This is a genomic window from Streptomyces sp. NPDC020742 (genome assembly GCF_040641675.1).
Classification (GTDB): domain Bacteria; phylum Actinomycetota; class Actinomycetes; order Streptomycetales; family Streptomycetaceae; genus Streptomyces.
In genome coordinates, this window is sequence record NZ_JBFAEA010000011.1 from 205,171 (window position 1) to 226,910 (window position 21,740).

Below are 21,740 nucleotides of genomic sequence, written 5' to 3' on the forward strand. Positions count from 1 at the left end.
TCTCCGCGCAGGCAGAGGTGAGCCGTCCCGGGACCTGGGCGTGACCATCGCCGCGCTGTGCTCTCTCCGCGGAGGGTGATGGGGCCGCCGCCATCCGCTCCCACACGCCCAGCCTGCCTGTGCTCTCCGTACGCGCGGAGGTGAGCCGGCGGCTCCGCCGGTCCTCGCCTCTCAGTCCAGCACTGGCCCGATGTCCTGACCGAGAAGGCGCAGCAGATCACCCTCCCGATCGAGTTCGAGCTGCAGTGGGACGGCGAGCACATCGTGCGCGAGGAGGGTCTCGCGTTGTTCGACGCCTTCGCCTCGAAGGAGAAGTGGTCGCACGTGAACTCGGGCCGGCACAAGGAGCTGCCCAGGTTCGAGGCCGGGGCTTCGCCGAGCAACGTGTCACGGACGGCCTCACCGTGAACGGCGAGGTGACCCGCGGCCAGGCGGTGCACACCGACGTGCCCGCAGCCCGCCACAAGCCCGCCGCCCCTATCCATGCGGTTTCCGCCAGCGGCGGAATGGTGCACCCCTGGTGCTGGAGACCGAGCAGGCGAGGCGGCGCGCCAGACGTCGCGCGGGGCCGGAGCGCAGGCAGGCGCCTGCCGTGACGGCCAGAGCCGCGGCGCCGTACGCCCATGGCTGGAGGGGGAGGCCCGGCAGGAGCCGGCCGGCAAGGTAGAGGACGGTGCCGGCGAGGGTGACGGTGAGCCACTCCCAACGGCCGTCCAGGGCCACGAGGGCGATGACGAGGAGGGAGTACCAGGGGTAGTTGGGTGAGAAGAGGAGCAGCGCGGTACCGGTCAGGAGCAGGGCGCCGCGCCAGGGACGGGCGGGGTCGCCGCGCCACCACACGTACAGGGCGGTCAGGGCGAGCAGTGCGCCCGCCGTCACGCCGGCGGCGGCGTCCGGCAGCAGGAGCCGCAGCAGGGCGAACCGGCGTACGTGGCCGGGGGCGTAGCCCTCTTCGTGGAGGTAGCCGGGAAGGTAGCCCAGCACGCCCGCGCCGGAGGCGAGGACGTAGGGCAGGTAGGCGAGCGCGACCGCCGCGACGGCGGACGCGACGACGCGCAGGGCGCGCGCCGGACCGCGCTGCCCGGACAGGGCACCGGGCAGGACGAGGACGGGCAGGATCTTCACGGCGATCGCGGCGCCGAGCAGCGCGCCGCGGCGGGCTCCGGCGGTCGCGGTGCCGAGCGCGAGCACGGTGAACAGGACGCCGAGCGTGTCGATGTGGGCGTTGTTGACCGCTTCGAAGGCCACGGCCGGGCACCAGGCCCACAGCGCGGCCCGTGCGGGGGCTCGCTGTGGGGCGCGGCGGCGGCGCAGGACGACGAGCAGGGCCACGGAGGTGCCGAACGCCAGGACTGCACCGGCGACTTGGAGCGGCTTGTGGCGGCTGTCGGGCGGGGAGACGGCGTGGACGGCCAGGTACCAGCCCTCCGCGACGGGCGGGTAGATGGTGGGGACGGTGGGCCGGTTGATGCGGACGCACAGGCCGCTGTCGGTCCGGGTCAGTCCCCAGCCCTCGCAGGACGCGGAGCTGGGAAAGAGCCAGTCGTCACGCAGCCGGGCCAGTTCGGGGGCGGCGGGCGGGTGGGCGTAAGGGGAGATTCCGGCGGCCTGGACGCGCCCGTCCCAGGCGTAGCGGTACATGTCGTTGCTGGTGCGGGGCGGCGCGGCGAGCCCGGCCAGCGCGACGGCCGCCGCGCCGAGCAGGACCAGGACGGCCGCGGCGCGGGCCGGAACCTTGCGCACGGTCCACACCGCGGCGGCGAACAGCGCCCAGGCGAGGGCGTATCCGGCCAGCAGGCGGCCGGGGGCGCTCTCGTTGTCGCCCGCATGGAGGGTGTCGACGACCACGGCGGTGAGCGCGGCCAAGAGGACCGCGGTCGCGGCGGTCGCGATCCGGGCCCTCCGGTCGCTCGCCGGTGCGGCAGGTTGCGGAGACGGCGACGTCGCGGAGGGCCCGGAGCGACGTCGGCGCGGGGTGGCGGTGTCGGTCATGGCCGTGCGGGCCCTCCCTGTGCGGTGAGGTGTGTGTCGTGCGCCGTGGGGAGCTCGTCGAGCCCCGGGTTCGGGCGGTGGAGTTCCACGAACGGGCGGCCGTCGGCCGTCCACCGGCTGGCGAGAGTCCAGCCGGAGGCGTCGGCGGCGCACAGCAGGGCGTTGGTGCCGACGCGGGCCCAGGCGAAGGGGAGGCCGTGCCGCCCGTGGGCGTCCTCGACGCGCACGGTGAGACGCTCGTTCACCTCGTCGCCGGCCGCCTCGACCAGCAGACGGCCACCGGGCCGGACCAGGTCGCGCAGACGGACGAGCAGGGCGAGTGGGTCGCCGCCGATCCCCACATTGCCGTCCATCAACAGGAGGGTGCCCCAACGGCCCTCTCTCGGCAGGCGGTCGAAGACGGACCGCCGCAGGGCGGCTCCGCCGTGCTGCCGGGTCCGGGTGACGGCGGCCGGGCTGACGTCCACGCCCAGTGCCGGTATGCCGCGCCTGGCCAGGGCGGCGACCAGACGTCCCGGTCCGCAGCCGACGTCCAGGACGGGTCCGGTGCAGCGGCGCAGCACGTCGGTGTCGGCGGTGTCGGGGGCGGCACACCACCGCTCCACGTCCAGCGGGAGCAGCTCCACCGCCCCGCGCGTACGGGGCGTCATGCGGCGCAGGTACAGCGGACCGCGGCCGGTGCGCAGGGCATGGGCGTAGGGGTCGTCCGTCCAGGGCTCGCCCGGCACCACGGGCACGCGCCGATCGGCGGGCTGCGTCGGCGCGCGGAGCTGGGCGGGCAACGGCACGGCGGTCTGCGCACGCGGCCCTGTGGCGGCCGGCCCGACCTCGGCGACGGGGGACTCCCTCTCGGTTGCCGTGCCGCTCACCGGGTGGCCTCCGTGCGCGAGGCCAGGGCTGCGGCGAAGCGCGAAGCGGGCGGGCAGAGGCGGGCCACTGAGACGGCGTCGGCCGCGGTGTCGACGTCCCGCAGCATTGGCAGGTCACCGACGGTCAACCCCGCCTGGGCAAGTCTGAGGCGCTGAATGGCACCCGTGCGGTCGGTGGACATCGGTACGCCCCGCACCAGCGATCCGGCCCGGGCCGGGTCGGCGAAGCCCAGGGCCCAGAAGCCGCCGTCGGCCGCCGGGCCGAACCAGGCGTCGTGGCCGTCCCGCCCGACGGCGGACAGCACGTCCGCGGTCAGCTGCGGAGTGTCCATGCCGACCAGCAGTGCCGGGCCGTCGTCGCAGTCGTCGAAGGCTCCCGCGATCCGCTCGTCCAGCCCTCCGGACTCCTGCGGTACCACCTCGAAGCCGGGCGGCAGCCACGGCCCGGGCCTTCCGTCGAGGACGAGGACCCGGCGCCGGGCGGGGGCCCGGAGCACCGTGTGGAGGGTGTCGGTGAGCGCCGCCTCGGCCAGGGCGGCGGCCTCCACAGGCGTGTAGGGCGGGGTGAGCCGGGTCTTGACCCGCCCGGGCACCGGCTCCTTGGCGATGACCAGCAGCGTGGCCGGCCCCGTGGCCAGGGTCATCGCACGCCTCCCGGAACCGCCGCGGCCGGGCCGGCCGCGGGCTGCTCGACAAGGGCGGCGCGCATGTCCCGTACCGTCTGCCAAGTGCCCCGCCAGGTGCCGGTGACCTTCGACCGACCCGTACGCGGGCGGTACGGCACGTCCCTCTCGTGCACGCGCCAGTCGGCGTCGGCGGCGCGGACCACGTACGCCCCAAGGGAACGGGCGATTTCGGGGGAGCCATCGGTGGAGCCGTTGTCGACGACGATCGCGCGCCAGCCCGGCGGGATCCGGTCCAGCACCCAGGGGAGGGCCTGGGCCTCGTTGAGGCAGGGCAGCACGACGTCCACAGGGAAAGGGGGTGTCTCGATCACGCCACTCACCCTACGAACGCAAAGCGGGCATAAGGGATTTGGCGTCCTTACGGATCGCTGACGTCGCCGTTCCTTACGGAGTGGTGACATCGCCCGTCGCGGCGACCGCTGCGCGCGCCGTCGCACCCCTCCGGTGCAGACGCGGGAGGGCGAAACGCGTACTCGTCGTGGCCGACGACCCCACGGTCTCCACGACCAGCACACGGCCGGCGGCCCACACACCCGACAGCCCCCGTGCTGCCGCCCGGCCGCCCACACACCCGACAGCCCCCGTGCCGCCGCCCGGCCGCCCCGCTCCGCAGCACCCCTGCCAGGAGCGCGCACGACACCCGGTGAGGCGGCGGAGCGGGATGTGCCCCCTTACGGCCGTGGCCGCCGACCGCGGGCGCATCTCCGCACGGCCACCGACAGCGCCGTCACCATGGCCACGGCCACCAGCGCGATCAGCCAGTTACGCGGATAATCCAGGGGCAGCACCGAGGAGTTGGCCCGCGCCCCCGGACGCAGCAGCACCGGCAGCGCCACCACCGTCAACGCGCCCGCGACCACCAGCGCCCCGCGGACCCGGCCGCGCGCACCACCCCGCACCAGCGCCAGCCCGACCAGCAGCACCATCGGCGCGATCAACGCGTCGTGCAGCACCACGGCTCCGCCCAGCCAGACCAGCACGCCGGTCAGGTCACGGACGTCCATCAGCAGCGACACTCCGACGCCCATGAGCGCCGCGCCGGCCGCCCCTGCGAGAAAGCGCGTCACCTTCATGCCAACACCTCCAATCGGCCCACCCACTTGGTCTGCAACACACCGGGACGGTTGGGGGCGATGAGCCGCGCCGGGTAGCCGTGGTCGGGGTCGAGTTCCGCTCCGTTCAGGCGCAGGGCGAGCAGCGTCAGCGGGTCGCGGGCGTGCTCCTGCCCCATCTCCGACACCCGGTAGCCGCCGCGGAGTTGCAACGACACCACCCTCACCCGCGCATGCGACGGCGCGCCTGCCCGCTCCAGCAGGTCCACGATCCGCACGCCCGTCCAGTGCGCCGACTTGCTCCAGCCCTCCACGCAGGCGATCGGCAGCTCCACCTCGTGCTGCGGCAGGGCGCGCAGCTCGTCCAGGGTCAGGGTGTACGGCCGTGGCCCGGCCACCGTCAGGCGGTACTCCTCGTCGGCGACCCGGCCGACTCCGGCCGCCGCGGCGGTCCGGTTGACGGGCAGGGCCTGCGGGCCGTGGTCCGGATGGCGGGGCGCGAACAGGACGAAGTTCTTCAGCGGGGTGAAGGACTGACCGACCGTGGTCAGGGTGACCGCCCCGACGGCGGCACCCACCGCGGTCAGCAGCGACCGGCGGTCGGGGCCGTCCTGCGCGGGCAGGGCAAGAGTGCCGGGCGACCGCCGGCTCCAGTGCGCCCGGATCTCGGGCGCCTTGACCGCGATATGCAGTACCAGCGCCCCGATCACCAGCCACGCCACCGCGTAGTGCACCGGCACGAACGAGAACGGCCACGGGTACCACTGGGCCGTGTTCAGCAGACCGGTCGCCAACTCGAGGACGGCACCGGCGACCAACAGCGCGACCGACAGCCGCTCAAGCGCGTGCCGGACCGATCGCAGGGGCGGCCACTCGAACAGGCGCGGGTACACGGCCCACAGCTTGGCCAGCAGCAGCGGAACCGCCGCGATGCCGGAGGCGACGTGCAGGCCCTGGGTGAGCCGATAGCCCCACGCCGGACGGCTCGGGAGGTCGTTGGCCAGCCAGTCCGGCGGATGCTGCATGAAGTGGCTGATCAGGCCGGTGACGAAGCACACGAGGAACGCCGGGCCCAGCCATCGGCCGATCGAGGTCGCTGTGCGGGCGTCATGCAGCCTGCCCTTGAACACTGGTGGAGAGACACGCGGTTTCATGCCCTCCATCCCAGTCGGCACGGGGCCGTTCCGGAACCTTTGAAATCTTACGGAACGGGGACGTCACCGGGCTGTCGGGCCAAGGCCGAGCGCGCTGTCGCCGCAGGTCCGCCGGATGGGGTCCCGAAGCAGGCTGCGCTGCCGACAGGCTGAGGCGGACGCCGCCGGGGCGCGCGCAGTGCGTGTCCCCCTCACGAACTCGGACCCTTGGATAGTCGCCTTGCTACTAGTAGCGTGGCGACTATGGAGTTTCGCCGTTCCACATTGGCCCTGGCCGTGCTCTCCCTGTTGGCGGAGGTGGACCAGCAGGAGGGGGAGCAACAGCAGGTCGGCATGCACCCGTACAAGATGCAGCGGTTGATGAAGGACCGCGGCAAGGGCGAAGTGGTCAACGTCGGTCAGCGCGCGAGCCTTTACCGCACCATCGACCGGCTGCACCGCCAGGCGCTGATCGAGATCCGGGAGAGCGGTCGTGAGCGGAACCGCCCGGAGCGGACCCTTTACGCCCTGACTGACGAGGGCGCCCGGGTCTGGCGCGAGTGGATGCTCGACGCGCTGGCCACGCCGACGCGCGAGTACCCGGAATTCCTCGCGGCCATGGCGTTCGTCCCCCTCCTGGAGCCCGCGGAGGTGGCGGGCAAGCTGACCGAACGGCACGACAAGCTGACCGTTGAACTGGACCGGCTGCAGGAGCAGATCTCCGCCGCTGGCCAATGGGGGCGGCTGTTCACGCTGGAGCTGGAGTGCCTGCGGGCGACCACCGCCGCCGAACTGGAGTGGGTCACATCGGTGATCAAGGATCTGCGCTCCGGAGGCATCAGCTGGTCCAAGGAGTGGCTGACCGCGATGGCCGCCGCCCCCTCCCAGTAGCAGCGCTCCGTGCGGGCCGTCGAAACGACACAACGGATCGACCCTCTAGGCGAGAAGGAAGACCATGCCCACCACGCCCAGCACTCCCTTACACGTTCTCGTCATCGGAGCCGGAACCGGCGGCCTGTGCCTGGCGCAGGGGCTGAAGCGTGCCGGCGTCAGCGTCGCGGTGTACGAGCGCGACCGGAGCCGTCGCGACGGCCTGCAGGGTTACCGGGTCGGCATCGACGCCGACGGTAAAGGTGCCCTGCGTGCCAATCTCTCGCCGGAGTTGTACGAGACCTTCGTCGCCACCTGCGCGCAGCGGCCGCTGTACGGCAACCAGATGACGCACCGGAAGAAGTTCCTCTTCTCCGCCGGGCCCGACGTCCTCAAGGCCCAGGACCAGCCCGCCGACGAGGACAAGGACGAGTCGGTCAGTCGTATGACGCTGCGTCAGCTGCTGCTCACCGGTGTCGAGGGCGTGGTGCACTTCGGCAAGGAGTTCACCCACTACGAGAAGCAGGCGGACGGCACCGTCACGGCGCACTTCGCGGACGGCGGCACCGCCACCGGCACCCTGATCGTGGGTGCCGAGGGCGCCAACTCCCGTGTCCGCGCGCAGTACTTGCCCCATGCCAAGCTGGTGGACACCGGCCTGGTGGGCCTCACCGGGAAGACCCCGCTCACCGCGGAGACCCGTGCGCTGCTGCCCCCCGAGGTGAGGGAGGGGGTCACGATGGTGCACGGCCCGAAGGGCTTCCTGTGCATCCTGCACGTCATGCGCTTCAAGTGGGACGAGGAGGGCAGGCCCAAGGAGGGCATCGGCAGCACCGACGCGGAGGCCATCAGCGCCTGGCCGGGCCTGCTCTACGACAACAGCCGTGACTACATCATGTGGGGTTTCGCCGCCTCGGAGAAGTGGCTGCCCTCGGGGGTGACGCGGATGCGCGGCGCGGAGATCCAGGACCTGGTGCTGAAGAAGACCGCCGACTGGCACCCCGACTTCCGGCAGATCTTCTCCCTCGGTGACCCGGGTAGCAGCTTCCCGTTGGTCATCCGGACGTCCGAGCCCATCGAGCAATGGGAGCCAAGCAACGTCACGCTGATCGGTGACGCCATCCACACCATGACGCCGGGACGTGGTGTGGGAGCCAACACCGCACTGCGCGACGCCCGGCTGCTCACCCGCAAGCTGGCCGCGGCGCAGAGGGGCGAGCAGCCCCTGCTCGATGCCGTCCGCGCGTACGAGACCACGATGACCTCCTACGCCTGGGACGCCGTCGTCAAGTCCCGTGCACAGATGGACGGTCACTCGGTCGTGCACAGGGGCGGTCTGCTCGGCAGCCTGGCGCGGGGCGGGATGCGGACCGCCCTGCGCACCATGAACCGCCTCCCCCCGCTCAAGCGCAAGATCATCGCGGCGGAGACCGGCTTTCGCGGCGCGGGCCGAACCGACGAGGACTGAGCTCTTCGTTCCGGCTGCCCTCTGTGCGAGCGGCCGACGGCGGTGGCCTACGGGGCCGGAAGGGGCTCCGCGCGGGTGGCGACGAGGTGGCCGCCGGCGAAGCCGTCCACGCGCAGGGTCGTGGCCGGCGGGGCCTGGTCCACGGTGACCTCGACCGGGCCGTCGGTGACGTCCACGGTGCGGCGGGGCCGGCCGTCCAGGTAGACGTCCAGGCGGTCGACGTTGGTCGTCTCGACGGTGATCCGTACGCCGCCGTTCTGTCGGGCGGCGGAGGTGACGCTGAGGGCGTGCACGGGGCGGCCCTTGAGGAGTTCCCCGGCGCGGGCCAGCAGGTCCTCGTTGTCGCCGAGGACGTCGCGTACGGTCATGCGGTGGCGCTCGTCGGGGACCACGCCCAGGTCCTCCACCGGCGTGCCGGAACGGGCCCCCACCCGCAGCGTCCGCCGCATGGACACCCGCATGCCCGCGCTCTTGGGCAGCGGCACGTATGGCGAGCCCGGTGCGTCCGCGGCCAGCGCGCTGAGGAGTTCATGGGTCCAGACGTTGGCGCCGCCGGCGCCGGTGTTGTCGTCCACACCCAGCACGGTGCCGATCTCGTGGTCCTGGAAGCCGGCGGCGAAGATGTCGGTCGCGGAGTAACAGCGGGCGCTGGTGATGAGGACGACCGGCCCGCTGTACCGCTGTCCCAGCGCATTGGCGGAGTCCTCGGGGGTGACCGGGAAGGCGTTGGAGAGCGTGGCGCCGGTCTCCGTTGACTGCTCCATCGACGGGAACCACGGGGCGAGGTCGATTTGGGGGTCGCCCTGGTGGGCGCGGCAGATCCGCAGGTTCAGCGGGGTGTTGAGGAACTGCACGGGCTCCGGAGTGATCCGGCGCGGGGTCATGGTCTGCAGGAGGAACTCGCTGGCGAGGATGCTGCCGCCGCCGTTGCCGCGGACGTCCAGGATGAGCCCCCGCCTGGGCAACAGGCCCAACAGCCGCACGAACTCCTGGAGGAAGGCGCCGGGGTCATCGATGCTGAAGCTGAAGATCCGGATGTGGCCGAAGGTGCCCGAGGGGGTCTCGACCGCGCGTGCCCGGAAGTTCTGCGGCAGCACGCTCGGCACCTCGCCGCCCTCCGCCACGCCCTCCGGTACGCCCTCCGCCTCCGCGGTGCGCTGCTGGGCGATGACGTGCGGTGCGAAGAGCAGCACCTTGGCGCGGCCGGTCTCGTCCGCGTCGAGATCGAGGCCCTGGCTCGCGGCGGAGGCGCTGATGGTGCCCGCGTCGACGAACGGCGGGAGGTTCTCCACCACCCGCCACTTCTCCCGGAGTTCCATGGGGCTGCCGTCCGGACCGAGGTAGCTGACGGTCACCCACTCCTCGAAGGGCGGCAGATGCATCCGGAGCGGGCGGATGGTCAGCGACTCCAGGCCCCTGCTGCGCCGGGCGGCGGAGTTGCTGCCCGCGAACCGGGCGGCGTTGAGGTCGACGGCGGCCGCGATCGGGACGCCGCTCCAGTGCGTGACCTCGGTGCCCTTGGCGAAGCCCGGGGCGGTGAAGCCCTGGGCGACCCGGGTGACCACATAGTGGGCCGTGCCCTGTTCGTCGTCGTACTCCTCGACCAGGAACGGCAGATAGGCGACCCGGCCGGCGAAGGGCTCGGGCAGCAGGTAGTTGGTGTGGAGGTCGCGCACCGAGTGGAAGACCTCGGACAGCTCGCTGTGGAAGATCCACTCGGGCGGCATGGTGTCCGGCGTCTGGCGTTCCAGCCGGCTGTGCAGCACCCGCAGGCGTTGCACCGGATTCACCGCGTGCATGGCCATCTTCAGCGGCAGGTGCACATAGTTCTGCTCGAACAGCACCAGCGCCTGCTCGATGATCACTCGGCGCTCGTCGAGGGTCAGGGTTCCCGCGCCCCGGAGGAACTCCCCGAGCTCCACCGAGGCCGCGAGCTGCTCGCGGACCGGATCGGCCGCCTCCGCGATGAAGGTCGGGGTGCTGTCGGCGGCTGCTCGCTCCACGGTGTCTCCTCGGGCTCGACGGTCTCTCCCCGGGCTCGCGGACCGGTACGGCCCGTTCACCAGTCTTGGCCCGGGCCACCGGGCCCGCGAGCCGGCCGGAGGCGCATTCACCCGAGTGTGGGAAGGCGGTGCGCCATGGCCGTTGGAGGCCGCCCGTTGGAGGGCCGCCGGCCGGGCGCGGGGGGCCGCATACGGTGATGGGGAATGCGCGCAGGGTGAAGGGTGGGCGGGCTGTGGATTGTGGGGTGCGCGACGGGTGCTGGAGGGGGTGTCTGGGAGGCGCTCTGAGCTGGGGTTTTGTGGAGGTGGGCGGTGGTGCCGGGGGTGGCGACGGGAGTGAGGCGCGGGGCGGGAAAAATGGGTCGGAATATATGGGATTCGACTGTTCCATTCCCTTTGGTGGGGAGTATGCTGAAGACCGGCCTACGGGGCGAGCGAGGGAGTTCGACCGGACTGGCCTCGGGGAAGGGAGCTCTGGCTCCTGCCGAGGACATGAGGAATGGTCGGGCTGAGAGGCCGGAAGGTCGTGAGACCGGACGGCGACCCCCAAGCACCTGATCCGGACAATGCCGGCGAAGGGAGCCCACCTCGTAGGTCTTTGTTGTGCGCCCGGCCGGTGTCCGGACGGTCAGTCGCCGCGGATCATGTCCGCGCACTTCTCCCCGATCATCATCGTGGTGATGCACGGGTTCACCGTCGTCAGCAGCGGCATCGCCGAGCCATCGGCCACCCGTAGGCCGGTGACCCCTTTGACGCGGAGCTGCGGATCGAGCGGGGCCTGTGGGTCGTCGGGGGCGCCCATGCGGACGGTGCAGGCGGGGTGGTAGACGGTGTTGTGGGTGTCGCGGAAGTAGGCCAGCAGTTCGTCGTCGGAGCGGGCGGCGGGGCCCGGGGCGAGTTCGGTGCCGGCCCAATCGGCCATCGGGGCCTGGGAGACGATCTCGCGCGCGAGGCGGAGGCCGTGGGTCATCACCCGTACGTCATGCGGGTCGGTGAAGTAGCGCGGGTCGACCTTGGGCTTGTCGCGGAAGTCGCGGGTGCGCAGCCGGACGGTGCCGCGGGAGCGGGCCTGGGTGACGTTCGGGGTGAGGCAGAAGGCGTTCTCCGAGGTCGGGTAGCCGCGGCGGTAGGTGTTCATGTCGAACGGCACCGATCCGTAGTGGAACATCAGGTCCGGGCGCTCCAGGCCGGGCTCGGTGTCCGCGAAGATGCCGATCTCCCACCACTGGGTGGAGTTGGTGACCATCGGCTGCCGGGCCTCCCACATGATCACGCCCTCGGGGTGGTCCTGGAGGTTCTCGCCGACACCGGGGGCGTCGACCAGCGGCTCGATGCCGGTGGCCCGCAGGTGGTCGGCCGGGCCGATGCCGGAGAGCATCAGCAGCTTGGGGGTGTCGATGGCCCCGCAGGAGACGATCACCTCGCGGCGGGCGCGCACCGTGCGGGTGTGGATCAGATCGGGTGCGAGGTAGTCCACGCCGGTGCAGCGCCGGGAGGAGTCGAAGGCCAGCCGCTTGGCCTGGAGCCCGGTGCGCACCTCCAGGTTGCGGCGGGTGTCCAGCACCGGGTGGAGGTAGGAGACCGAGGCGGAAGACCGGGTGCCGTCGGGTCGGCAGTTGATCTGGAACCAGTTGGCGCCCCGGATGACGGTCCGGCCGGTGTTGAACGGCAGGGTGGGGATACCGGCCGCGGCACAGGCCTCCAGCAGCGCCACCCCGCACGGGTCGCGGGGCGGGACGGTGCGCAGGGTGACCGGCCCGGAGCGGCCGTGATGGTCGCCTGGCGCGTCGTTGTTCTCCAGCCGCTGGTAGAGCGGGAAGCAGTCGGCCGCGCTCCAGCCCGTACAGCCCAGCGCCGCCCACTCGTCGAGGTCCTCGGCCGGGGCCCAGAAGGCGATGCAGGAGTTGTGCGAGGAGCAGCCGCCGAGCACCTTGGCGCGGGCGTGCCGCATGAAGCTGTTGCCGTTCTCCTGGGGCTCGATGGGGTAGTCCCAGTCGTAGCCGGACTCCAGCAGGCCCATCCAGCGGTCCAGGCGCAGTACGTTCTCGTCGCCGACGTCCGAGGGGCCGGCCTCCAGCACGCACACGCTGACGGCGGGGTCCTCGCTCAGCCGGGCGGCCACCACGGCGCCGGCGGTGCCACCGCCGACCACGACGTAGTCGAACTCGTCCACTGGGGCCTCTTGGGTCATCGCGCCGTCTCCAGTCAGGGGGTGCGGGAGGTGGGGGAACCCGGTGCGTCCGGGGTGCCGTCGTCGGGGACGACGGCGGCGTGCGTGGCCAGGACGCCGGTCTTCTTGCGCTGGACGAACCAGTAGTAGGCGAAGCCGCCGAGGCCCACGACACCGATGAACAAGAAAGCGCCCCAGCGCAGGTACCAGTGCTGCGGGCCGGTCGCGTTGTAGACCGCGGCGCGCGGCCAGGCCAGGTTGAGGGACATCCCGAGACCCCACAGGACGGCGAGGACGTTCACCGGGAGGCCGAACCTCCCCAGCGAGAACCTCCCCTCCACCGGCTGCCAGTTGCCGCGCAGCCGTTGGACCAGCAGCGGCAGGGTGACCGACAGATACGCCAGGTAGATCATGATGATCGCGATACTGGTGATCACCGAGAAGATCTGCGGCTGGTTGACGTTCAGGACCAGGATGCCGACACCGACCAGGCCGATGATGACGGCGGGCAGCACCGGCGTCTGGAAGCGCGGGCTGACCTTGGCGAGCAGCGGGGCAGCCGGCAGGTTGTTGTCCCGGGCCATCGCGAACGCCAGTCGGATGCCCGCCGTGTGCACCGCCAGCTCGCAGACGGTGATCGCGATGACCACGCACCACAGCACGATCTGTCCCACCGTCGAGCCGAGGGTGGCCAGCACCACGTACTGCAGACCGTCCACGGACAGCTGCTTGGCGTGCAGATCGGGCACCGCGAGCAGGGCGAAGAGCAGGATCAGGCCGCCGATGACGAACGAGGCGACCAGCGCGCGCAGGATCGCCCGGGGCGCGTTGCGGCCGGGATCCTTGGACTCCTCGCCCAGCGACGACGCGGTGTCGAAGCCGTACATGACGTACGCCGACGCCAGCGACGCGGTCAGGAACGCGCCGAAGTAGCCCAGGGGCTGGCCGGCACCCAGGCCGAAGGTGTTGGTGATGGCGCTGGGGCCGCGGGTGATGTGGGCGGCGAGCAGCAGCACCAGGACGATGGCGGCGATCAGCTCGATCGCCACGCCAGCGGAGTTGATCCGGGCCATCAGCTTGACCCCGAAGGCGTTCACCAGGGTGGTGAAGGCGATCAGGACGGTGCCGAGGAGGACGGCGTTGGCGGCCGCGGACTTCCCGGTGCCGTCGCCGATGAACTGGAACCACGAAGAGATCTGCGGCAGCGTCACCTGGTACGCCAGCGCCACCGCCGACAGCGAGACCATCGACGCGGTCAGCATCATCCAGCCGCCGAGCCACCCGATGTGCGGCCCGCCCAGCTTCTTCGCCCAGTTGTAGATCGACCCGGCCACCGGGTAACGGGCGGCCAGCTCACAGAAGTTCAGCGCCACCATCAGCTGGCCGAGGAAGACCATCGGCCAGGACCACCAGTAGGCCGGGCCGCCGTTGGCGATGCCGAAGTAGAACAGCTGGAAGGTGCCGGTGAGGATCGAGATGTAGCTGATGCCGGCGGCAAAGGTGTGGAAGTTGCCCAGGGTGCGCTTGAGTTCGGGCTTGTAGCCGAGCTCGGCGAGTGACGCGTCGTCGTGGTCGCTGTGGTGCCCGCTCTCGGGGCGGGACTCTCCGGGGCCGGTCACTCGAACCACCTCTGGGGCCGTGGCGCCGTATTGCGCCAGATGTGCTTGGCCTCCTGGTACTCCGCCAGCCCCGCGGGGCCCAGCTCGCGCCCGATGCCGGACTGCTTCATCCCGCCCCACTCGGCCTGTGGCACATACGGATGGAAGTCGTTGATCCAGACGGTCCCCGCCCGCAGCCGGGACGCGACCCGGTGCGCCCGCTCGCTGTCCTGCGTCCACACCGCGCCGGCCAGCCCGTACACCGTGTCATTGGCGAGCGAGACGGCCTCGTGCTCGTCGCGGAACCGCTCGACGGTCAGCACCGGGCCGAACGATTCGTCCCGCACCACGGACATGTCCGGGGTGCACTCGTCCAGCACGGTCGGCAGGTAGTAGAAGCCGTTCGCCAGCGAGGGATCGTCCGGCGCCGAGCCGCCACAGAGCAGCACCGCGCCCTCGTCCAGCCCGGCCGCCACATACGCCTCGACCTTCGCACGGTGCTCCGCGGAGATCAGCGGGCCGCTGCGGGCGTGCTCGTCGAACGGCCCGCCGAGCCGGATCCGCTGGGCGCGGGAGACCAGCTCGTCGACGAAGGCGTCGTGCAGCTCGTCCTGGACCAGGAGCCGGGCCCCCGCCGAACAGACCTGGCCGGCGTGCAGGAACACCGCGGTCAGGGCGTAGTCCACCGCGGTGTCGAAGTCGGCGTCCGCGAAGACGATGTTGGGGTTCTTGCCGCCCAGTTCCAGGGCGATCTTCTTCACCGTGGGCGCCGCCGCGGCCATGATCCGCCGGCCGGTGAGCAGGCCACCGGTGAACGACACCATGTCCACGCGCGGGTCCTCGGTCAGCGGTGCGCCCACCGCCGGGCCGGTGCCCAGCACCAGGTTGGCGGCCCCGGCCGGCACGCCGGCCTCCTCCAGCAGCCGCATCAGATGGATCGCGGTGTGCGGGGTCAGCTCGCTGGGCTTCAGGACGAACGTATTGCCGGTGACCAGCGCGGGAGCGACCTTCCAGGCGGTCTGCAGCAGGGGATAGTTCCACGGGGTGATCAGCGCGCAGACGCCGACCGGCTCGTGCCGCACCGTGCTGTCCGTCTCCGCGACACCGGTGTCGACGACCCGGTCGGTGCCGCCGGCCGCGCCCAGGTTGCCGAAGTAGCGGAAGCAGCCCGCGATGTCGTCCATGTCGTAGCTGCTCTCCACCAGCCGCTTGCCGGTGTCCAGCGACTCGGCCCGGGCCAGTGCGTCCCGGTCCCGCTCCAGCAGCTCGGCGACGCGCAGCACCACCCGGCCGCGCTCGGCCGCCGGTGTCCGTGGCCAGGGCCCGTCGTCGAAGGCCGCACGGGCCGCCGTGATCGCGTCGGCGGCGTCCTTGGGCCCGCCCTCGTCGACGGTCGCGACCAGGGTGCCGTCCGCCGGGCAGCGGATCTCCCGCACCCGCCCGTCGGCCGCTGCGCTCCACTGTCCTCCGATGAACAGCTCCGGCATGGTGGTGTGCCTCCGGTCTCCGGGCTCGTACGGGGCGGCAGCGGCGGGCGCGGCGCCCCGGCCGGCGGCACACGGCCACCGGACCTCGGTGACGATCACTTCACCGAGCGTAAGTCGGGCGCTGCGGGTCCGCACGGTACGAGCGGCCGGGGGAGAGGGGCGGCCGCTCCCGAGCGGCCGATGGGGTGAGGACCGGCCCCGGCGGGGGGCGCGGGAGAATGGGCCGGATGTCCTCGAACCAGTCGAACCAGTCGACCCCATGGAACCAGCCGGAGCGGCCGTCCCCGGGAGCCGCGGCGGGACCGCACCCCGTCGCCGACCCCGCGGCGTACCTCACCGGGCGCTGGAGCATCGACCGCACCGTCCATGACCTGCGGACCGGCACCGAGGGCAGCTTCCGCGGCAGTGCGCTCTTCCGGCCCGGCACGGCGGCGGACGGGGTGCCGGACGGCGTGCTGCTGCACCGTGAGGAGGGGCAGCTGACCTGGGACGGCACGGCCTCCCCGGCGACCCGCACGCTGCGGCTGCGGCCCCGCCCCGACGGCACCGCCGCGGTCGACTTCGCCGACGGCCGGCCCTTCCACGACCTCGACCTCACCACCGGCCGGTGGACCACCGTGCACCCCTGCGCCGCCGACCGCTACGAGGGGACCTTCACCGTCGTCTCCGCGGACGAGTGGCACCTGGAGTGGCGGGTCTCCGGTCCGGCGAAGGACCAGCTGCTGCGCTCGGTGTACCGACGGCAGGGGTGAGGCCCGGCCGGGCACGGTCCCGTGCGGTCAGGCCGCCGGCTTCCGCGCCCGCAGCGCGTACAGCATCGGAATGATCGGCTCCGAGGGCGGCAGCCGCCACCAGCCGTTCTCCGCCGGCTCCATCGCGTCGAACCGCTTCCACGGCAGCAGTTCGGTCTCCCGCACCAGGTCGACGGCCAGCCCGGCGCCCACCACGGCGGAGATCACCTCACCCAGGCCGTGCCGCCACTCGTAACACGTCGTCGCCCCCTGCACCGGCGGGCCGTCGGTGTAGGTGTACGGGTTGTCGTTCTTGATCGGCCCGCGTCCCGCCAAGTAGTCGTGGTGCAGCCGGAGTTCCTGCCGCTCAGGGTCCGGGCTCGGCCCCGGTCCCAGGGAGTCCAGCAGGGGATGGAACTCCACCAGGTAGAAGGTCCCGCCGGGCCGCAGCAGCGCGCTGACGATGTCGGCCCACACGGTGAGGTCCGGGAGGTAGCACAGCGCCCCCTTGCCGGTGTAGACCACATCGAACCGGCGGTCGCCGAGCGCCTCCACCGCCCGGTGCACATCGGACCGGACGAACTCCACCGGCCGCCCGGCCTCCGCGGCCAGCCGGCGGGCCTCCTCGACCGCCACGGCGGAGAAGTCCAACCCCACGGTGCGCGCTCCCCGCCCGGCGAACGCGGCCGTCTCGGTGCCCAGATGACACTGCAGATGCAGTACGTCCCGGCCAGCCAGCTCGCCGAGGTCGGCCCACTCGAACGGCGCGAACCAGTCCTCGGCGGTCCGCGAACCGTCCAACCCGTAGAACGCGCTCGCCACATGGACCGGGGTACGGGCGTCCCAGTTGGCCTGGTTGGCGCGGATCATCTCTTCGGCGCGGGGGAGCGGTGCCCCCGCGCCCGGCTCACTCGTCTCAGTGGTCATCCCTCCCTTCTACCGTCGAGGGTGCCGCCGCCACCAGAAGAGGTGCCTGGTGGCCGCCCCGGACCACGGACAACTGGCCTTTTTCGCGGAGCGGTTGACAAGCATGGAACATGCCTCTCGTCTGCCACAGCAGCCACTCGGTCGGTATGTTGGACGCTGCGCCGCGTGGTCGCTCCGACACGGAGCGAGTCCGCCGTTGCGCCCTGGCTGAGCGCTGTCCGAGCGACGGGAAAGTGAAGAATGAGCCGAGAGATACCACCGCAGTCCAGCACTGTCGACGTCACCATCCCGAGCGTCGCGCGGATGTACGACTACTACCTGGGCGGCAAGGACAACTACGCCGTCGACCGTGCGGCCTGCGACGAGCTGAGCAAGGTGGTGCCCAGCACGCAGGTGCTGGCGATCAACAACCGGCGCTTCCTGCAGCGGGTGGTCCGCTGGCTGGCGACCGAGCACGGGATCCGGCAGTTCATCGACCACGGATCCGGCCTGCCGACGCAGGACAACGTCCACCAGGTCGCGCAGCGGGTCGACCCGGAGTCACGGGTGGTCTACGTCGACAACGACCCGATCGTGCTGGCGCACGGCCGGGCGCTGCTGGAGGAGAACGCCCACACCGCCGTGATCCAGGCGGACATGCGCGACACCGACGGCATCTTCGGCAGCCCCGAGGTCGAGCGCCTCATCGACTTCGGTCAGCCGGTCGCCGCGCTGTTCGTCTCCGTGCTGCACTGCATCCAGGACGCCGACGACCCGGCCGGTCTGATCAAGCGGGTCGCCGACCGGCTGGCGCCCGGCAGCTTCCTGGTGGTGTGCCAGCTGGTCAGTGAGGACGCCGCGACGCGCGACTTCGTCACCGAGTTCATGCGGGTGCAGACCCACGGCCAGTGGGGCCGGGTGCGCCAGGCCCATGAACTCGCCGGATTCCTCGAGGGGTTGGAGATCCAGGAGCCGGGACTGGTGGAGGTCTCCACCTGGAAGCCGGACGCCGACATCGGTCCCCGCCAGCTCACCCAGGAGTGGATCGAGTACGGAGGCGTGGCCCGCAAGGTCTAGCCACCGCGCTACCGGAAGCGGATGGGGCGAGGCTCTCGGGGCCTCGCCTCAGTGCGGTGACGGTGCCTCACCGCGGTGAGGGGGCCCGGGGAGGTCACACTTCCTTGAGGAGCCGTTCCAGCATCGCCAAGGACTCGCGCGGGGACTCCGACTGGGCGCTGAGTCGGTCCATCACCGCGAGGTAGTGATCGACATCGTCACGCTTGTCCAGATAGAGGGCGCTGGTCAGCTGCTCTAGGTAGACGATGTCCGGCAGGTCCGGTTCCAGGAACCGGAGGATGGTGATCGGACCGCCGGCCGCCGCCAGGCCGCCCAGGCTGAACGGCGCGATCTGGAGGGTGACGTTCGGTAGCTCGGCCATCTTCAGCAGATGTCTGAGCTGACTCACCATCACCTCCGCACCGCCCAGAGGTCGACGCAGCGACGCTTCGTCGATCACGGCCCATACCCGCGGGGCGTCGGGGAGCGTCAGCAGTTCCTGACGCTGGACGCGCAGTTGTACCCTCCGCTCGATCCCCTCCGGCGTGGCCTGTGGGTGGCCGAGCTGCGCCACCGCCCGGGCGTAGTCCGCCGTCTGCAACAGGCCCGGTACGAACTGGACTTCGTAGGTGCGGATCACCGACGCGGCCTCTTCGAGCCCGAGGTGGGTCTCGAACCAGCCCGGCAGGACATCGCTGTACTGGTGCCACCACCCCGGGCTGCTGGTGCGGCGGGCCAGCTTGAGGAAGTCGGAGCGGACCTCCTCGTCCGTGACGCCGTAGAGCGTCAGCAGATCGGCGACGTCCCGCTCCTTGCAGCTCACCCGGCCCAGCTCCAGGCGGCTGATCTTCGCGTGGGAGCCGCGGATCGCGTCCCCGGCCGCCTCGCGGGTGATGTGCGCGGCCTCCCGCAGTCGGCGCAGCTGGGTGCCCAGCACGATGCGCAGGACGGTCGGGCCGCCCCGCGGATGGTCCAGGTAGCGGCGCAGCGACGGGTCACTGCTCGGCTGCGCGGCGCTCATCTTGACTCCCCTGAGTGGTCGGGCGAACGCCCAGTGTCCCATTGCGGTTTGGGTTCGTACAGCCGCGGGGGACTATCCGGACGACATATGCGCCAATCTCGGGGGCATATGCCTCAGGGGCGGTCGACGAGATCGTCGAAGTCCCCGTCCTTGGCGCCCTGGACGAAGGCCGCCATCTCGTCGTGGGTGTAGATCAGGGCCGGCCCCGAGGCGAACCGGGAGTTGCGCACCGCCACTCCGCCGTCCGCGAGAACGGCCAGCTCGACGCAGTTGCCACTGGGGTTGCTGCGCGCGCTCTTGCGCCAGACGACTCCTTCGATGCTGGTCGCCTGCACGCCGTTGGTCACCGACTTCATCACCGCTGCTCCCTTGCTGGAGGACGTTCCTCCCGCCGATACCGGGCCCGCGATCACCTTGGCGTGAACGAGCCCCTGTGCGGCCGTCCTTACCGATGTAATTGCAGATGCACTTGCACCAGGGGACGGCTGACGAGGATATTAACCCTCCGAAGCAGTCCGGCCCAGACCCGAACTCCCCCTCGCGGAGATGTTGATGACCCCTCATCAGGCCGAGTCCGTGCACGACGACCTCCGGGAGGAAGCGCGTGAGGAGACCTGGTGGCTGCCCGACCCCGACGGCTTTGCCGCCTGCGCCCTCAGCGGCTCCACCCGCACCGTGTCCGACGCCCGGACGTTCACCTGGGCCACCCTGCGGAGCTGGCAGCTGTGCGCCGGAGTCGCTGAGGACGCCGCCCTGGTGGTCTCCGAACTCGTCAGCAACGCACTGCGCTACGGATCCCCGGCCGCGGAGGGGGACGGCGGCCCGCGCCCGGCGGGCGCCCTCGCGCGCTTCTGCCCCGCCTGGCTCGCCCTGACCCGGCAGGACCGCTCCGTGCTCTGCGCGGTATCGGACGCCGGCACCACCACACCGGTGATGCGGCCCCAGGACCCACTGGCCGAGTCCGGGCGCGGACTGCACATCGTCGACCGGCTCAGCGAGGCCTGGGGCTGGACCCAGCCCGACCAGGCCGGCAAGACGGTGTGGGCGACGGTGCCGGTGCGCGGCTGAGCCCGCGCCGGGCGGCCGGTGTGCGCGCCGGAGCCTCTCTCCGGCGGCCCGTGCGGGCGCCGGATCCTGGCGGTGATCGCCCACCGGCCGGTCGTGTGTGACGATTTGCGGGTCGCCCTGCTGCCGGTGGAGGCCCGAGGATTTGATGGATCTGTTGTCCCTGCGCTACTTCCGGGTGGTCGCGCGCCTGGAGCACGTCAGCCGGGCCGCGGCGGAACTGCGCGTGGCCCAGCCCTCGGTGAGCCGTACGATCGCCCGGCTGGAGGCCGAACTCGGCGTCCCGCTCTTCGACCGCCGCGGCCGTACGATCCGCCTCAACCGCCACGGCGCCGCCTTCCTGGTCAGGGTCGAACGCGCCCTGGGCGAACTCGACGACGCCCGACGGGAGATGGCCGACGCCGCCGGACCGGACCACGGCGGCGGCGTCACGATCGCCGCCGAGACCCTGCTCCCGCTCGCCGAGATTCTGGCCGCCCACCGGGCCGCGCACCCGGCCGTGACCGTGCGGTGCTTCCAGTCCACCCCCGAGGGGATGCTCCGCCATCTGCGGTCGAGGGAAGCGGACTTCTGCATCGCCTCGCAGCCGCTGGCCGGACCCGGGCTCGCCGTGCTGCCGCTGCTGCGGGAGGAGGTACTGCTGGCGGTGCCGCCCGGGCACCGGCTCGCCGGGCGCCGTCGGGTAGGGCTGGCCGACCTCGTCGAGGAACCCTTCGTCACCACCCGGCCGGGGAACTGGCAACGCGCCCTGCTGGAGCGGCTCTTCAGCACCATCGGACAGCGCCCGGTCATCTCCTGCGAGGGCGACGAACCCGGTGCCACCCACTTCCTGATCACGGCCGGACTGGGCATCGGGCTGATCCCCGCGATGGCCCGCACCGAGCTGGCGCAGCTGCCGCTGGTCTGGCTGCGCCTGGACGCCCCCGACTGCCAGCGCACCCTGAGCCTGGTCCGGCGCGAGGACGGCTATCTGTCCCGGGCCGCCCAGCGGTTCCGGGACCTTGCCGTGGCGCACTTCACCGAACGGGCCGGAAGGGACCGACGCTCCCTGTGCGAGGGCGGGGCCGGCCCGCGGCGGCCCCCGTCGGCGGCTCAGCCGCTGGCCCCCGGGGCGGCGAACGGGCCGGTGCCATAGGGGTGCAGCACGATGGCGACCTCCTGGGCGGCCGGGCAGTCCTCCGGGAGGGAGCCGAAGTCCAGTACGGATGAGGCAAGTTGCTGCCGTACGCCGTGCACGCAGGCCCTGGCCAGCCGGTCGGCCTCGATGGCCGACAGGGCGACACCGGGCCGCAGCTGGACGTGGATGACCGTGCGGGAATCCAGGTCGCCGTCCCCGGCCGGCGCCAGACGGAAGCCCTCGATCAGGCCGGCCGGTGGATCATCTCTGTACAGCCCCTGTGCGACGTCCTGCGGATTGATGGTGACCCCCCTGAGTACAGCGCATGCGCCCCGCCCCTACCGTCCCCGCCATACTCGGTGCCGGGCGCGCAGGTGTCATGAGCACCGCCACCCAGGGGGCCGTGAGTAGCACAGATCCCGTCATCCGTGAGGTGGCCGGTAACCGCCGTGCCCATGGCGGGAGAGGGGAGAGAGGAGAGAGGGGCGGGAGGGCCCGGCCGGGCGGTCGCCCGCC

General features: G+C 71.9%; 19 protein-coding genes and 1 riboswitch. Of the genes, 6 read left to right on the forward strand and 13 right to left on the reverse strand.

Annotated features, from left to right (window positions below; translation table 11 throughout):
* Nucleotides 1-477: 477 nt before the first annotated feature.
* From AB0G84_RS20740 to AB0G84_RS20765, 6 genes are all read right to left on the reverse strand, one after another.
* Nucleotides 478-1,992: a glycosyltransferase 87 family protein gene (locus AB0G84_RS20740; RefSeq protein ID WP_361322465.1), complete on the reverse strand. Its 1,515-nt coding sequence runs from the start codon at nucleotides 1,990-1,992 to the stop codon at nucleotides 478-480.
* Complete coding sequence (locus AB0G84_RS20745; RefSeq protein ID WP_361322563.1) at nucleotides 1,989-2,729, reverse strand: methyltransferase domain-containing protein; 741 nt, start codon at nucleotides 2,727-2,729, stop codon at nucleotides 1,989-1,991. The genes AB0G84_RS20740 and AB0G84_RS20745 overlap by 4 nt, the downstream gene beginning before the upstream one ends.
* Nucleotides 2,730-2,857: 128 nt before the next feature.
* Nucleotides 2,858-3,505: a DUF2064 domain-containing protein gene (locus tag AB0G84_RS20750; protein ID WP_361322468.1), complete on the reverse strand. Its 648-nt coding sequence runs from the start codon at nucleotides 3,503-3,505 to the stop codon at nucleotides 2,858-2,860.
* Nucleotides 3,502-3,858 carry a glycosyltransferase gene (locus tag AB0G84_RS20755; protein WP_361322471.1) on the reverse strand — a complete coding sequence of 119 codons (357 nt, stop codon included), beginning with the start codon at nucleotides 3,856-3,858 and terminating at the stop codon, nucleotides 3,502-3,504. Before AB0G84_RS20755 ends, AB0G84_RS20750 begins: the two co-directional genes overlap by 4 nt.
* Before the next feature lie 360 nt (nucleotides 3,859-4,218).
* Nucleotides 4,219-4,620 carry a hypothetical protein gene (locus AB0G84_RS20760; protein WP_361322474.1) on the reverse strand — a complete coding sequence of 134 codons (402 nt, stop codon included), beginning with the start codon at nucleotides 4,618-4,620 and terminating at the stop codon, nucleotides 4,219-4,221.
* Complete coding sequence (locus tag AB0G84_RS20765) at nucleotides 4,617-5,762, reverse strand: molybdopterin-dependent oxidoreductase (protein WP_361322566.1); 1,146 nt, start codon at nucleotides 5,760-5,762, stop codon at nucleotides 4,617-4,619. Before AB0G84_RS20765 ends, AB0G84_RS20760 begins: the two co-directional genes overlap by 4 nt.
* 234 nt (nucleotides 5,763-5,996) lie before the next feature.
* On the opposite strand from AB0G84_RS20765, the gene AB0G84_RS20770 reads away from it, so the two are divergent.
* Nucleotides 5,997-6,623 (forward strand): PadR family transcriptional regulator, encoded by a 627-nt coding sequence (locus AB0G84_RS20770; RefSeq protein ID WP_361322477.1) that lies wholly within the window; start codon nucleotides 5,997-5,999, stop codon nucleotides 6,621-6,623.
* Between the two features lie 64 nt (nucleotides 6,624-6,687).
* The gene (locus AB0G84_RS20775; protein WP_361322480.1) at nucleotides 6,688-8,070 is read left to right on the forward strand and encodes an NAD(P)/FAD-dependent oxidoreductase; all 1,383 of its coding nucleotides are present in this window, start codon (nucleotides 6,688-6,690) and stop codon (nucleotides 8,068-8,070) included.
* Nucleotides 8,071-8,117: 47 nt separating this feature from the next.
* Here the strand turns inward: AB0G84_RS20775 and AB0G84_RS20780 are convergent, their stop codons facing one another.
* From AB0G84_RS20780 to AB0G84_RS20795, 4 genes are all read right to left on the reverse strand, one after another.
* The gene (locus AB0G84_RS20780; protein ID WP_361322483.1) at nucleotides 8,118-10,073 is read right to left on the reverse strand and encodes a S41 family peptidase; all 1,956 of its coding nucleotides are present in this window, start codon (nucleotides 10,071-10,073) and stop codon (nucleotides 8,118-8,120) included.
* A 455-nt stretch (nucleotides 10,074-10,528) separates the two neighbouring features.
* A riboswitch (TPP riboswitch) is annotated at nucleotides 10,529-10,671 on the forward strand.
* A gap of 30 nt (nucleotides 10,672-10,701) precedes the next feature.
* Nucleotides 10,702-12,264, reverse strand: coding sequence for a GMC family oxidoreductase N-terminal domain-containing protein (locus tag AB0G84_RS20785; RefSeq protein WP_361322486.1), 1,563 nt, complete (start codon nucleotides 12,262-12,264; stop codon nucleotides 10,702-10,704).
* Nucleotides 12,265-12,278: 14 nt separating this feature from the next.
* Nucleotides 12,279-13,862, reverse strand: a complete 1,584-nt coding sequence (locus tag AB0G84_RS20790) for an APC family permease (protein ID WP_361322489.1) — start codon at nucleotides 13,860-13,862, stop codon at nucleotides 12,279-12,281.
* Complete coding sequence (locus AB0G84_RS20795) at nucleotides 13,859-15,328, reverse strand: aldehyde dehydrogenase family protein (protein ID WP_361322569.1); 1,470 nt, start codon at nucleotides 15,326-15,328, stop codon at nucleotides 13,859-13,861. The genes AB0G84_RS20790 and AB0G84_RS20795 overlap by 4 nt, the downstream gene beginning before the upstream one ends.
* 227 nt (nucleotides 15,329-15,555) lie before the next feature.
* Here AB0G84_RS20795 and AB0G84_RS20800 point away from each other — a divergent pair, with 227 nt between their 5' ends.
* Nucleotides 15,556-16,080 (forward strand): DUF6314 family protein, encoded by a 525-nt coding sequence (locus AB0G84_RS20800; protein WP_361322492.1) that lies wholly within the window; start codon nucleotides 15,556-15,558, stop codon nucleotides 16,078-16,080.
* Nucleotides 16,081-16,107: 27 nt separating this feature from the next.
* Here AB0G84_RS20800 and AB0G84_RS20805 read toward each other — a convergent pair whose 3' ends face one another.
* Complete coding sequence (locus AB0G84_RS20805) at nucleotides 16,108-16,986, reverse strand: class I SAM-dependent methyltransferase (protein ID WP_361322494.1); 879 nt, start codon at nucleotides 16,984-16,986, stop codon at nucleotides 16,108-16,110.
* Nucleotides 16,987-17,226: 240 nt separating this feature from the next.
* Here AB0G84_RS20805 and AB0G84_RS20810 point away from each other — a divergent pair, with 240 nt between their 5' ends.
* Nucleotides 17,227-18,042 carry an SAM-dependent methyltransferase gene (locus tag AB0G84_RS20810; protein WP_361322497.1) on the forward strand — a complete coding sequence of 272 codons (816 nt, stop codon included), beginning with the start codon at nucleotides 17,227-17,229 and terminating at the stop codon, nucleotides 18,040-18,042.
* 94 nt (nucleotides 18,043-18,136) lie between these two features.
* Here the strand turns inward: AB0G84_RS20810 and AB0G84_RS20815 are convergent, their stop codons facing one another.
* Together AB0G84_RS20815 and AB0G84_RS20820 are read right to left on the reverse strand one after the other, a co-directional pair.
* Entirely contained in the window at nucleotides 18,137-19,042 is a 906-nt protein-coding gene (locus tag AB0G84_RS20815; RefSeq protein WP_361322499.1) for a helix-turn-helix transcriptional regulator, read from the reverse strand.
* A 113-nt stretch (nucleotides 19,043-19,155) separates the two neighbouring features.
* On the reverse strand, nucleotides 19,156-19,398 hold the full coding sequence (locus AB0G84_RS20820) for a DUF397 domain-containing protein (RefSeq protein WP_361322501.1): 243 nt from the start codon (nucleotides 19,396-19,398) through the stop codon (nucleotides 19,156-19,158).
* 196 nt (nucleotides 19,399-19,594) lie between these two features.
* Between AB0G84_RS20820 and AB0G84_RS20825 the strand changes: the two genes are divergently transcribed.
* On the forward strand, nucleotides 19,595-20,110 hold the full coding sequence (locus tag AB0G84_RS20825; RefSeq protein ID WP_361322504.1) for an ATP-binding protein: 516 nt from the start codon (nucleotides 19,595-19,597) through the stop codon (nucleotides 20,108-20,110).
* A 145-nt stretch (nucleotides 20,111-20,255) separates the two neighbouring features.
* Nucleotides 20,256-21,242, forward strand: a complete 987-nt coding sequence (locus tag AB0G84_RS20830; protein WP_361322507.1) for a LysR family transcriptional regulator — start codon at nucleotides 20,256-20,258, stop codon at nucleotides 21,240-21,242.
* The last annotated feature ends 498 nt before the right edge of the window (nucleotides 21,243-21,740 follow it).